An 11,919-nucleotide genomic window follows, 5' to 3' on the forward strand; every position below is an offset into this window, starting at 1 on the left:
CGCCGAAGGCCCGCGTCTGCGCACGGATTTTCCACCCTTGCGATGCGGCCCCGCGCCTCCGAATATAAACCTCTTCAAAACTAGAAGACCTCGATATCGCCCCTGCGAGCGTTGACTTGGAGCGGGCTCCGGCAGAACGATCGATGCAGGCAATCAGCGCCAGCTGTGGCGTAAGCGCAGCCAAGGGCCAGAGGTTTCATGCATCAATCGACATCACCAGGGTCTCTCGACCTTCCCGCGCTCAGCGCGGCGGAACGGCTCTTCATCTGGGGATTCCGGGCCAAGGCACGCAGCGGCGGCGCCGTTCCGACCGCAGCCGATATCCAGGAGGTGTACGACCATTTCCGCGTGGGCGATGCCGTGCTCTCGCTGGAATCCATCATCGAGATCTTCGCCTGCACGGCCCATACGGCGATCGAAGTGCACTGCCCGACCTGTCCGCGCATGTCGGACAGCGAGCAAGGGATTCTGCACGCCATCGCCGCGGCACAACAGGATCGCATCGACATCGTGCGCGAACGGTTCGCGAGCTGGCTGCCGCCGGTCGGCGCCGATTGGGCGCTGGCGCCCGTCCGCGGGCTCGCCACGATCTTCCGCATGGCAGGTCTCATCCTGCCCGACCGGCAGGTGCGATCATTCGACCATGACCGGACCATGGCGATGAAGAGCTGGCTGGTCGGAAGCCCGACATTGCACTGACGAGATCGATCATGCCCCCCGATAATTGCGGTTCTGTGCCGGACGCCGGCCAATCGCGGCTCTGTCCGCTCCAGGCCGCGCTTGCGGCGCGCCCCGGCGTCGACAGCTACGACGATTTCTGCCGCGTCGCGCTGTCGCTGTTCCGCTTCATCGGAGCGGCCTACACCACCGGCGCCTCCGATTGCTGGGAGGCCGCCTATCGCTTTGCCGACGAGGCACCTGATATTGCCGACAGTCCGCTGCTGGTCGCGCGCGTGGCCGCGCTGGTCAGAATCCTGCGCAGCGGCCGGCCATGCGAGCTGTGCTTCATGCCGCCGTCCTGTCGTCGGCTGTCGAAAGACGAGACGGAATTGATGCGGTTGCTGGCGGTCGCGCGCCGCAAGCAGCCGGGCGAGCTCGAATCCATCGTCTGCGCGTTCGTCGGCTCCGGCAAGCAAGCTGCGGCGACACGGGCGGTCAACGCCCTTGCCTTGTGCTGACATCTAGCCGCCTTTCCTGCCGAGCAGGAGATCAACGGTATGCGCAGCGATCTTGCGCAACTGCGGCTCGTCGCCGAAGGCACGTTCGAGCACGGCGAGGCCGCGCGTCACGGTGACAATGTGCAGCGCCGCGGCCGCGGCATTGCCGTTGAACTCGCCGCGCTCGGCGCCTGCCGACAACGTGTCCTGAACCAGCGCTGTGATGCGCGCGATAAGGCCCGCAAGAGCCTTGCGCGCGTCTTCGTCCAGCCCCTCGCCTTCGGCGGCGCCGAGCTCCATCAGCCCGCGCGTGGTCGGACAGCCGCGCGGCGGCGTACCCGACCGGAAATTGGTGATGGTCAGTTCGAAGAACGCGGTGAGGCGCTTGCGCAAGGAGCCCGTGCCGAGCGCCTTCTGCAGCGCTGCGAGATAATCCCCCGCATAGCGTTCATAGGCCTGCAGGAACAGCGCTTCCTTGCTGCCGAAGGCATTGTAGAGGCTGCCGCGCTGGACGCCGGCATCGCGCGCGATGTCCGACAGCGAGGTGCCGCGCACGCCTTTGCGCCAGAACTGGTCGAACGCAATGCGCAGGACCTCGTCATGATCGAATTCGCGCGGCCGCAAGCTCGGCTCCTTTTGGAAGTATTTGACACGACGTCAAGAACATGCTTTCTCGACATCGTGTCAAAAACCAGTTGGAATTGATAGCCCGTTTCAACACTGGGCCGAACAGTGGCGTATGCATTCGCCCTGCTGGTCGGACCCGCATGCAAAGGGACGCGCGATGCCTCTGCTCCACATCTCGATGCGCGCCGGCAAGCCGCAAGCCTATCGGCAGGCGATTCTCGACGGCCTCTACCGCGCCATGCGCGAAGCGCTGAACGTGCCCGCCGACGATGCGTTCATGGCCATCACCGAACATGAGCCCGCGAATTTCCGCTGCGGCAACGCCTACGGCGTCGCGCGCAGCAACGACGCGCTGCTGATTCAGATCACCGTGTTCGCCTCGCGCACCCCGGAGCAGAAGAAGGCATTGTATCGCCGGATCGCGGACCTCCTCGGCGAAAGCCCGGGCATCCGGCCCGAGGACGTGTTCGTGAACGTGCTCGATGCCCCAGCTGAAAACTGGTCGGTCGGAAACGGCATCGCGCAGTTCGCGTGAGACGGCACAGACTGCAGCTTCATTCGACAACGCACGCCTCCATGATGCCGTCGAGCTCGGCCTTGGAGAGCACGCCGAGCTCGGCGATGAAGACGATCCGCGACCGCGGCACGCCTGCCGCCGGCGCGTCGCCAGGGGCGAGCGTGGCGCGGCCAGCGGCGAATTGAAACACCATCTGGCGTCCGGGCTGCTCGATGGTCTCGAACAGGCCTTTCGCGCGCGCGAGTTTTGGCGCCAGCTTGCCGATGGCCTGCTGCAGGCGGGGCAGCGAGAGCGGCCGGTCCGAGGTCCAGCTCAGCGTCTCGAAGCGCTGCTCTGCCGGTCGTTTCGGGCCCGGATCACGCGGCGCGGGCGCACGCTCGACATTCGCGGGGAACAGCAGCGCAGACGGAATCTCGCCATGCCGGGCATCGACCACCACGGCGGGAAGGCGCAAGGCGCGGATGGCCTGACGCATCCGCGCACCCGCGCCCTCGTCGGCCAGATCCAGCTTGGTCAAGGCCACGATGTCGGCGACGCGCAATTGCGAACGCTGGAGAGCATCATCCAGGGCGGCCGGCGGCGTCGCGGCGTCGATCACGCACAGCACCGTCTCCAGCGGCGCCTCGCGCAGAATCACGGGGTCCATCAGATTGCGGACGATGTCGGCGGGATCGGCAACGCCGCTGGTCTCGATGACGATATAGTCGGGCTTCGGATCCCGCCGCAGCAGCGTCGAAAGCGTGCGCAGCAGATCGCCCTCGAGCGAGCAGCAGATGCAGCCATTGGCGAGGCTGACCACGCCGTCGCTGGCGCCCGCGATCAGCTCCGCATCGATGTTGATGGCGCCGAAATCGTTGACGATTGCGGCGATCCGCCGCCCCTCCGCATGCGCCAGCAGATGATTGACGACCGTGGTCTTGCCCGCCCCCAGAAAGCCCGTCACCAGGAGAATGGGGACCGGCATGGGTCAGCCCCCGACGACGGGGCGGCGCACCGGCTTGCCCGGCCGCGCCGCCAGGTCCAGCTCGCCGTCGCTGATCAGCACCTGGCCGCTGACCACGAGATGCCGCACGCCTTCGGAGGGACGGTTCATCGCCGTGAAGGTCGCGCGGTCACTCAGCTTCTCGTAGTCGAACACGACGATGTCGGCGTCCGCGTCCTTCGCGATCCGGCCCTTGGCGCGCATCGCCGGCGTGCTCTGCGACAGGATTTCCGCCGGGATCAGCGCGCATTTGCGCACGCCTTCGAGCAGCGACACGGTCTTGCGCTCGCGCACCCATTCGCGGATGAAGCGGGTGAAGCAGCCGGCCGAACGCGGATGCGAGGTGGCATCCTCAGGCAGCGGCCAGGCATCGCCGGTGTAAGTCTTGCCGTCCGATGTCGTCCACGGCATCGCGTCGGACGCGATCGCGCCGCCGGGATACAGCACCGACATGTCGAGCAGGTCGCGGTGATGCGAATTGTTCTCGATGTCGAGGATGTGCCAGAGCACCAGCGAGGACGGCTCTTCGGCCTGCGCCTTCAAGAGCTCCTCGCGGTCGTGGAAGCGATAACCGTCGGTCACCCGCTGCACGGAATCGTAGCCGGTGCCGTTGCGCTCGACGAATTCGGGGTCGCTGAAGAAGGCGGCGGCCAGCACAGTCGAGCCGGTGCCGTAAGGATAGGCCTCGACCGTGATGGGCAGGCCCTGCGCCTGCGCCTTCGCGATCAGCACGCGGCAACGCTCGACGTCGGTCTTGCTCGACGAGTTGAAATGGCAGATGTGCATGTGCGCGCCGGTGGCGCCGGCATAACCGATCAGGCGGATATAGGCTTCCACCGCGCTCTCGGGGTCGATGCGCGACATGAAGGCGACGTGGGTGAAGGTCGGCACGTCCTTGGCGGCGGCAAGCTGGCACACTGCGGTCAGCTCCTGCACGCCGGCGCCCGGCGCGTAGGCATTGAGGATGCCGATGCCGATGCCGCCTTCATCGAGGCCGCGCGAAAGACGCTCGAGAATGCCGGCGACCTCCGCATCACTTGCCACATTGTCCATCCAGCGGCGATCGCGCATGGCGTTGCCGAATGCCTCCAGCGAGCTCTCCGCATTGGAGCCGGTCATTGCGCCGATGCGCGCAAACGCCCAGTTGGTGGCGGCGCCGTAGTTCAGCACGCGGCCTTTTCTCGCCTGGCGCTCGTACCAGGACCCGACCGGCAGCACGCCAGCCTCGAGATCGAGCGTGGTCGTCACCCCGTCGAACGCCTGCATGCGGTCCGCCGGGATCGATTGACCATGCGCGTGCAGGTCGATGAAGCCGGGGGCGACCACGAGCCCGGTCGCGTCGATCACCCGCTCGGCGCCGCCGAGGCCCGTGCCGACCGCGGCGACCTTGCCGTCCACCACCGCCACATCGCCGACGGCGTCCATCCCACTCGCGGGATCCACCACCCGGCCGCCAGAGATCACCAACCCGCTCATATCGTCACTCCTCCACCTCGAAATCGCATCAAGGCAGATTCCGGAAGCGACGACCACCTCCACTGAAGCCGACGCATCATGCTCGCACGGAAGGTCATCTGGCAGGCAACCCGCGGACGCGCGCCCGCGTCCTCGCGGCATGTTTTGCCCGAGCTGTGCTTCTCTCCTCACCCTCTCGAAAGAAAGGGCGCAGGGAAGGCCGGGCGCCGGCTGGCACCCGTAAAGACCCCCGTGCTGAACAAATGCACACGCAATGCACAGGGGAGACACAGGGCAGCCGATACCAGGCCTTCCCTGCGCGATGGTTTGACGGCCTATGCCGCGCTCTCCCCGGAGACGAGTTCCTTCTTGCCTCCGTCACCTCCGCGAAATTCGGGCGACCACGCCGGTTGGCGCGATGACGCCTTCGCGAAAGGCTTGACCGTAGCAACGACGGCCAGGACCACACGGTTTTGCCGTACGCAGGGGCGCCGTTCGTCTTTGCGGGTCGCGCCATGCTCACGAGGTGACCTCGCCCTGCACGCGCAAACTCCGCCTTTAACGCCGCCCGCGTCCACCGCAACTCCCAGCCCGCGCTCGAAACGACGTACGACCGCCCCTTTGGTGGGCTGGGATGACCGACACATACGACAAATCCGAATTTCGGTAAAGTGGAATGTTTTTGCGAGGAGGGGTTGACAGCGATCGGGCTGTTTTGCCCGACGCTAGCCCGCGTCAAATGCCCGAACTCTTGCGAAGCAACCGGCTGGCCAGTAGCCTCAACGTGCTTTTCAGAGGACAATCGACCATGAGCGTTCCGCAACGCATCAACGCTTTATCACCTCTTATCGGCCGAAGTCGGTGTGCAACAAGTGCATCGCTGAGGGTGTTGGATTAGTCAACGACGGAGCCCACCCCGCGCAAGTCACGGGCGCCCTAGCCACAACAAGCGATTTCGTACAAGAAGACGGGGTGTGCGATATTTGCAAGGGACAGAAGTAAGGTGATCCGGCGCGCCTAGACGCCTTTGCGCAAGAGGCGCCCGCGTTCATCAAGAGAGCACTTTCTGGACAAGTGTTCGCTTCATGCCGGCTTGACGGGCTATGGCCTCCGGTCGGCCGATTGTGGCCGACCAAAAGGAGTTCGCAGATGGCAAGGAAACTTCCGCCGATTCATCCGGGCGAAGTCCTACGGGAAGAATTTCTCGTTCCGCTGAAGCTGACGCCCTACGCGGTCGCGGCGGCTCTGAACGTGCCGCGCACTCGGATCGAGCGCCTTGCGCGCGAAGAAAAGCCCGTCACGGCCGACACTGCGCTGCGGCTCGGAAAGTTCTTCAAGACAGGCGCCGCGTTCTGGATGAACATTCAGACCCGCTTCGACCTCGAAAAGGCCGAGGACGTGCTCGCACCTCAGATCAAGAAAATTACGTCTTACGAGGCCGTTTGAGAGTGCGCCATGACTTGAACCGGCCGCGAAGCTGCTCCGCCGTCTTCTCGCCTGCATTGTCATTCAGTGAGCTAGGTGGGGCGGCGTTACGGTGGGCAAGTTCCCAAAGGTTCCCAGTGATCGTCCGACGTCCTCTGCAACGCCATTCCCGCCATTCCGTTTCGCGCCGCGCGCTGCTCGGCGGATTCGTGTCGGCGGGAAGTGCCCTCGCGCTCGGCGGATGCGCCGGCCTGGGTGCGACCGGCGCGCGCTTCGACGCTTCGTCCCTCTCCCTCGACCCGACAGTGCTTGTCACCACCACGCGCAAGCCCGTCAACGGCGCTCGTGCCAAGCCCTGGTTTGGGCCGGAACGCGCGACGACCATGACGGTTGCGCGGGCCAAGCTGGCGGCGCCGGACGAGAGCCGTCTTTCCCTCGCCTCCGTTGGACTTGGCGATTGGCGCCTTGATCGGGTGGAACCGGTGTCGGCCGACGCTGGCGATCTCGCTGCGCAAGCCGGGACAGGAGACGTGCTGATCTATGTGCACGGCTTCAAGCAGACATTCGAGACGGCCGTGCTGGATGCCGCCCACCTCTCCGATGGGATCAAGTTTCGCGGCCGGACCATGGTGTTCTCCTGGCCCTCCAAGGCCGGGCTGTTCGACTATGCCTATGACCGCGACAGCGCGATGTGGTCCCGCGACGATTTCGAACGCGTGCTCTCCGCGCTCGTGTCGGCGCCAAGCGCCGGCCGCGTGCACATCGTTGCCCACAGCATGGGAACCATGCTGACGCTCGAAAGCCTGCGTCAGCTCCATGCGCGATACGGCGACACGGTCACGGGCAAGATCGGCGCGGTGGTGTTTGCCGCACCTGATATCGACATGGACGTGTTCTCGTCGGCAATCCAGCGCATCGGCCCGCTGGCCGGCAAGATCACCGTGATCGCGTCGACGAACGACCGCGCACTGGCGCTGTCGGGACAGATCGCAGGTGGGATGACCAGGGTCGGCGCCGCCGAGAAGGCCGTCATCGCACGGCTCGGCGTGCGCGTGGTCGATGCCTCCCAGGAGGGCTGGGGCATCATCAACCACGATCTGTTCCTGTCGAATTCGGAGGTGCAGAAGGTGATCCGCCGCTCGATCGACGGCACCACGGCGTGAGGGCGCGGCCGCGCCGAGCCATGCGCGAAGATTGCTCCTGCGCGCGCTCGCTGCGGCTCCGAGGGGAAAAACGGCCGGCTTCGAGTGCCAGTCTCGATCGACATGGCGCTCCGCGCAGAATAAAACCGCGAACGCTGAATTGCAGCTTGCGGATGGAAGACCTATGTTGGGTCTCTAGTCAGGCAGCCGCCCATCGTATGGCGAGAGTCTGCAAGGTCGACCTCTCGGTGGATGGTTTGCATTCCGCATCGGAGGTGATGCCATGGCCATTGCTCCCACGCTCCAGAAATACCTCGCCGCTGAGAACATCCAGTACGAGGTGATCCCGCACGAACTCAGCATGACGTCCGCTCGAACGGCCGAGGCATGCCATATCTCGGGCGACCGCCTCGCCAAGGGCATCGTGTTGCGGCGCGACGGCGGATACATGCTGGCCATCTTGCCCGCATCGCATCACCTCCGTCTGTCGGACCTGAGGACAAGTCTCGGCGACGATGTCCACATGGCCGATGAAACCGAGATCAATCGGCTGTTCAGCGACTGTGCACACGGTGCGGTTCCTGCCGTCGGCAAATGCTACGGATTGGATATCATCGTTGACGACAGCATCGAGGCACAGCCAGACATCTATATGGAAGCCGGCGATCATGAGACGCTGCTCCATATGGCTCACGCGCAGTTCGCGCGCCTGACGGCCAACACACCGCACGGGCGCTTCAGCGCGCATGACTGAGGATTAGACCGCCCATTGCCGTTGCGATCTTGGGCGGGAACTCTGGCCGCGAGGTCGCCGCCATACTGTTCCGCAGGGTGGCGCCGAGAGTGTCTGCGCTTGTCTGGTCGGAGTTCGGAAGATTGGGGGTGCCGTTGCATTGCATCAACGCGCTTGAAACCCACGAACGGAGGTCGCCATGAAAGTCAAAGACGTGATGCACAAGGGTGTCGACTGGGTCAGCCCCAACACCCCAATCACCGAGCTTGCCAAACTGATGCGGGCGCATGACATCGGCTGCATTCCGATTGGCGAGGATGACAAGCTGGTCGGAATGGTGACCGACCGCGATATCGTCTGCAAAGGGCTCGCGAGCCACAGCTTCGATGCTGGCCGCGCGACGGCGCGCGACGTGATGACCGAGGGCATCCATTGCTGCCGCGAGGACGATGACCTCACCAAGGCGATGCATCACATGGAGAAGCTGCAGGTCCGAAGGCTGCCGGTGATCAACAAGAGCAAGCGGATGGTCGGCATCATCAGCCTGGGCGACGTCGGCCATTCCACGTCCGGTGATATGCTCACCGAGACCGTCAGGAGCATCTCGGCGCATCACTGAACTTGCGGCCAGGGCTTACGGCTAGGGCTCCAGCATCAGCGTCGACGCCGCGGCGCGCAACCTATGACCAAGCGAGATTCGCGCGACCGGACCGGGATGCGGTCGGGGTCGCAGAAAAAAGTCGAGGAATATAGTGGATTTGGCGCTCCCTAGGGGAATCGAACCCCTGTTTCAGCCTTGAGAGGGCCGCGTCCTAACCGCTAGACGAAGGGAGCGTGAGGGACAGGACATAGCCGCGAATTTTGCCGGCGGCAAGGTGAGATTCACGGGATTCAAATGGCCTCGGCAACGTCGTCCTGGCGAACCCTGGGGGCCATTACCCGATGGGTCTTGGTTAAGGCGAAACGGAGCTGCCAGCTGGATTCTTTAACTGAGCCCTGTGGTTATGGGTCCCGGACCAGCGCTTCGCTTGTCCGGGACGACAGCGGGATATGCCGCGCGACTGCGGCCCAGCTTACGGCTCATTGGCAAATTTCAGCTTTCCGGCGGGTTTCAGCGTGTGGGCGTCGAAGGTCCTGATCTCGATGACCCCGCCGACATCCAGCGTGACCACGAGGCGGTCGCCGGCGAGGCCGGTCGAGACGATTTTGGCGCCCTTCGGCAGGATGGCGGTGACGTCACTGGCCGCCTCGGGCGCCCTTCCCTCCGACTTGAAAAGGCGGTAGCCCACCGCGATCAGCACGGCGCAGATCGCCAGCGCCGTGGTCAACCCCGCGATCAGCATCATCCGTCGCACCCGCGCGAACAGCGCGGCCTGCTCGGGGCTCGGTTCGGGAACAGCGGTATCAGTCGTCGTCATGGAAAATTCTGGCTCTGCGCAAAGGTTGGAGGTTGTCGTCGCCGGCAACGAGGGCTCGGCCCGGCTCGACCGCGTGCTGGCGGCGCACCTCACCGACCTGTCGCGATCGCGGCTGAAGGCCCTGATTTTGGCGGGCGCGGTGAGCCTGAAGGCCGCCGCGGTCCGCGACCCCGCTTATCACGTCACATCCGGCGATACGATCATAATCGACGTGCCGGAAGCGGCCCCGCCGGAGCCGAAGGGGGAGGATATCGCCCTCGATATCGTGTTCGAGGACGACGACATCATCGTCATCAACAAGCCCAAGGGGCTGGTCGTGCACCCCGCGGCCGGCCACGAGACCGGCACGCTGGTGAACGCGCTGATCGCCCATTGCGGCTCGACGCTGTCGGGCATCGGCGGGGTGCGCCGGCCCGGCATCGTGCACCGGCTCGACAAGGACACGACAGGGCTGATGGTGGTCGCCAAGAACGACCTCGCCCATGCCTCGCTGTCGGCGCAGTTCGCCGACCACGGCCGCACCGGCGAAATGCGGCGCGGCTACATGGCCTTTGCCTGGGGCGTGCCGGGGCGCCATCGCGGCACCGTCGATGCGCCGATCGACCGCCATCCGCATGCGCGCGAGAAGATGGCGGTGCGCCAGGGCGGCCGCGAGGCGGTGACGCATTGGGAGATCCTGGAGAGCTTTGCCGGGCGCGACGGCAAGCCGATCGCGACGCTGCTCGCCTGCGAGCTCGAGACCGGGCGCACCCACCAGATCCGCGTCCACCTCGCCCATATCGGCCATCCCCTGATGGGCGATGCCGTCTATGGCCCGCATTTCAAGACCAAGGCGAACCAGCTGGCGCCCTCGTCGCAGGCCGCTCTGGCCGCGCTCGGGCGGCAGGCCCTGCATGCGTATTTGCTGGTATTGGAGCACCCGAGGACCGGAGAATTACTCCACTGGGAGGCGCCTTTGCCGGAGGATTTGCTTCTCCTTGAGGGGGCCCTGAAAGCGGCGGTATGACGCAGGCTCTTTAGGAAAAGCGTTACATTACAAAAGATTATAGCTGCCACACGGGGACGTGACGTCAGCAATCCTTCCCTTTTTGCCCCCCCATGGGGTATATTGCGCCTGCGTTGGAAATGACCAACGCGGAACATCGCAGCTACGGCCGGCTTTAACAAAGCGGTCGTCTGCCTGGCCCGCCGCTATCGGGGGCCTGAACCTTTGGAGGGCTTCAGTATGGCCCGTACCGCTGCTCTGCCGGTCCTCAATGGAGAATCCGGCCTTTCCCGTTACCTCGCCGAGATCCGCAAGTTCCCGATGCTGGAACCCCAGCAGGAATACATGCTCGCCAAGCGTTGGCGCGAGCATGACGATCGCGACGCGGCGCACCAACTCGTCACCAGCCATCTCCGTCTCGTGGCCAAGATCGCCATGGGCTATCGCGGCTACGGCCTGCCGATCTCCGAGGTCGTCTCGGAAGGCAATGTCGGCCTGATGCAGGCGGTGAAACGTTTCGAGCCCGAGAAGGGATTCCGTCTCGCCACCTACGCCATGTGGTGGATCAAGGCGTCGATTCAAGAGTACATTCTGCGTTCCTGGTCGCTCGTGAAGATGGGCACCACCGCGAACCAGAAGAAGCTGTTCTTCAACCTGCGCAAGGCGAAGAGCAAGATCAACGCGCTGGACGAGGGCGATCTGCGCCCCGACCAGGTGAAGATCATTGCCAAGCGCCTCGGCGTCACGGACCAGGACGTGATCGACATGAACCGCCGCCTCGGTGGCGACGCGTCGCTCAACGCGCCGATCCGCGACGACGGCGAAGCCGGCGAATGGCAGGACTGGCTGGTCGACAATACGCCCAACCAGGAAGCCATGCTGGCCGAGCACGAGGAGTATGACGAACGCCGTGACGCGCTGAACGGCGCCATGGGCGTGCTCAACCCGCGCGAACGCCGCATCTTCGAGGCGCGCCGCCTCGCCGATGAGCCGATGACGCTGGAAGACCTCGCTGCCGAGTTCGGCGTGTCGCGCGAGCGCGTCCGCCAGATCGAGGTCCGCGCCTTCGAGAAGGTGCAGTCCGCGGTCAAGGGCACGATCGCAAGGGCGGAACAGGCCGCGCTGGAAGCCGCGCACTAAGCGGGGCTTCGCCGCGGCGAGAAATTGGCGGATCGAAAAGACAGAAAAGCCGGCGGCAACGCCGGCTTTTTTGTTTTGGGGATGGTGCATTGTTGGAGTGGTGCGAAGCGCAGCCTCACGCCCGGTGTCATCGCCCGACTTGATGTTTAGCCCGGACAGATCACTGACAGGTGTTCGGAGACATAGCTGACACATCAAACTGGCTGGATTGGTCGATTCGGGAGGCCGTCCATGCCCTGGAACGAGGTGTCGGTAATGGATCAGCGGCGCGAGTTTGTGCGACTTGCCTTGCAGGACGGAACGAACCGGCGGGAGCTATGCCGGCGGTTCGGGATCAG

Annotated in this window: 13 protein-coding genes and 1 tRNA gene; 9 read left to right on the plus strand and 5 right to left on the minus strand. The window is 64.7% G+C overall.

Features of this window, described 5'->3' with window-relative positions:
* Positions 1–198 precede the first annotated feature (198 nt).
* Entirely contained in the window at positions 199–699 is a 501-nt protein-coding gene (locus tag AABA86_RS23875; RefSeq protein ID WP_212248287.1) for a hypothetical protein, read from the plus strand.
* Between the two features lie 11 nt (positions 700–710).
* Entirely contained in the window at positions 711–1,178 is a 468-nt protein-coding gene (locus AABA86_RS23880) for a hypothetical protein (protein ID WP_338308652.1), read from the plus strand.
* 3 nt (positions 1,179–1,181) lie between these two features.
* Here AABA86_RS23880 and AABA86_RS23885 read toward each other — a convergent pair whose 3' ends face one another.
* Positions 1,182–1,781: a TetR/AcrR family transcriptional regulator gene (locus AABA86_RS23885; RefSeq protein ID WP_338308653.1), complete on the minus strand. Its 600-nt coding sequence runs from the start codon at positions 1,779–1,781 to the stop codon at positions 1,182–1,184.
* 160 nt (positions 1,782–1,941) lie between these two features.
* Between AABA86_RS23885 and AABA86_RS23890 the strand changes: the two genes are divergently transcribed.
* Positions 1,942–2,319, plus strand: coding sequence for a tautomerase family protein (locus tag AABA86_RS23890; protein ID WP_338308654.1), 378 nt, complete (start codon positions 1,942–1,944; stop codon positions 2,317–2,319).
* Between the two features lie 19 nt (positions 2,320–2,338).
* Here AABA86_RS23890 and AABA86_RS23895 read toward each other — a convergent pair whose 3' ends face one another.
* Together AABA86_RS23895 and AABA86_RS23900 are read right to left on the minus strand one after the other, a co-directional pair.
* Positions 2,339–3,265 (minus strand): CobW family GTP-binding protein, encoded by a 927-nt coding sequence (locus AABA86_RS23895; RefSeq protein WP_338308655.1) that lies wholly within the window; start codon positions 3,263–3,265, stop codon positions 2,339–2,341.
* Positions 3,266–3,268: 3 nt separating this feature from the next.
* Complete coding sequence (locus AABA86_RS23900; RefSeq protein ID WP_338308656.1) at positions 3,269–4,759, minus strand: amidohydrolase family protein; 1,491 nt, start codon at positions 4,757–4,759, stop codon at positions 3,269–3,271.
* A 1,128-nt stretch (positions 4,760–5,887) separates the two neighbouring features.
* Between AABA86_RS23900 and AABA86_RS23905 the strand changes: the two genes are divergently transcribed.
* The 4 genes from AABA86_RS23905 (at position 5,888) to AABA86_RS23920 (ending at position 8,657) form a co-directional block, all read left to right on the plus strand.
* Positions 5,888–6,184 (plus strand): HigA family addiction module antitoxin, encoded by a 297-nt coding sequence (locus AABA86_RS23905; protein WP_338308657.1) that lies wholly within the window; start codon positions 5,888–5,890, stop codon positions 6,182–6,184.
* A 116-nt stretch (positions 6,185–6,300) separates the two neighbouring features.
* Positions 6,301–7,326: an alpha/beta hydrolase gene (locus tag AABA86_RS23910; protein ID WP_445083485.1), complete on the plus strand. Its 1,026-nt coding sequence runs from the start codon at positions 6,301–6,303 to the stop codon at positions 7,324–7,326.
* A 262-nt stretch (positions 7,327–7,588) separates the two neighbouring features.
* Positions 7,589–8,059 carry an aminoacyl-tRNA deacylase gene (locus AABA86_RS23915; protein WP_212248294.1) on the plus strand — a complete coding sequence of 157 codons (471 nt, stop codon included), beginning with the start codon at positions 7,589–7,591 and terminating at the stop codon, positions 8,057–8,059.
* A 178-nt stretch (positions 8,060–8,237) separates the two neighbouring features.
* The gene (locus AABA86_RS23920) at positions 8,238–8,657 is read left to right on the plus strand and encodes a CBS domain-containing protein (protein WP_338308659.1); all 420 of its coding nucleotides are present in this window, start codon (positions 8,238–8,240) and stop codon (positions 8,655–8,657) included.
* A 140-nt stretch (positions 8,658–8,797) separates the two neighbouring features.
* Here AABA86_RS23920 and AABA86_RS23925 read toward each other — a convergent pair.
* Positions 8,798–8,872 (minus strand) — tRNA-Glu (locus tag AABA86_RS23925).
* A gap of 239 nt (positions 8,873–9,111) precedes the next feature.
* Positions 9,112–9,456, minus strand: coding sequence for a hypothetical protein (locus tag AABA86_RS23930; protein ID WP_212248296.1), 345 nt, complete (start codon positions 9,454–9,456; stop codon positions 9,112–9,114).
* Between AABA86_RS23930 and AABA86_RS23935 the strand changes: the two genes are divergently transcribed.
* Positions 9,455–10,462: an RluA family pseudouridine synthase gene (locus AABA86_RS23935; protein ID WP_338308660.1), complete on the plus strand. Its 1,008-nt coding sequence runs from the start codon at positions 9,455–9,457 to the stop codon at positions 10,460–10,462. The genes AABA86_RS23930 and AABA86_RS23935 overlap by 2 nt on opposite strands.
* 219 nt (positions 10,463–10,681) lie before the next feature.
* Positions 10,682–11,581, plus strand: coding sequence for an RNA polymerase sigma factor RpoH (gene rpoH / locus AABA86_RS23940; protein ID WP_018318222.1), 900 nt, complete (start codon positions 10,682–10,684; stop codon positions 11,579–11,581).
* Positions 11,582–11,919: the final 338 nt, after the last annotated feature.

This window comes from Bradyrhizobium sp. TM233, from assembly GCF_036247965.1.
GTDB lineage: Bacteria > Pseudomonadota > Alphaproteobacteria > Rhizobiales > Xanthobacteraceae > Bradyrhizobium > Bradyrhizobium ottawaense.